This is a genomic window from Thermus sp. FJN-A (assembly GCF_054655095.1).
Window position 1 is genome coordinate 1 of sequence record NZ_BAAHSC010000020.1, and the last position, 471, is coordinate 471.

General features: G+C 74.3%; 1 protein-coding gene. It reads left to right on the plus strand.

The window, feature by feature from the left end; translation table 11 throughout:
• Positions 1-46 precede the first annotated feature (46 nt).
• Positions 47-471 (plus strand): tyrosine-type recombinase/integrase (locus ACYQ0J_RS00095; protein ID WP_460170214.1); only part of this gene is annotated, 425 nt, incomplete at its 3' end.

Here is a 471-nt window from a genome sequence, read left to right on the forward strand (position 1 = left end):
GGGGGCCCTCGAGGGCACTCCGGGCCCGCCCCCCGAAGGAGGTCCCATGAGCCAGCCTGACCCCCACGCCGAGCTCTTCGCCCGCTTCCGCCGGTACCTGGAGATGGAGGAGGGCCGCTCCCCCCGCACCGCCAAGGAGTACCTCATGGACGCGGGCCTCTTCGCCCGCTGGTTCCGGGAGCGCCACGGCAGGCCCCCCCGCTTTGAGGAGGTGGGGAGCCAGCACATCCGCGCCGTCCTCGCCTCCCGGGAGGTGAGCCCCCACAGGGCGGGGCGCGTCCTGGCCTCCTTAAGGAAGCTCTTCCGCTACCTGGCCGAGGTGGAGGGCCTCCCCCTCCTCAAGGACCCCACGGAGGGGGTCAAGCGGCCCAAGCTCCCCCGGAGGCTCCCCGTCTACCTCACCCCGCCCGAGGTGGCCCGCCTCCTCCAGGCGGCCTACCAGAACCGCTCCCCCCGGGTGGCCCTCCGGGA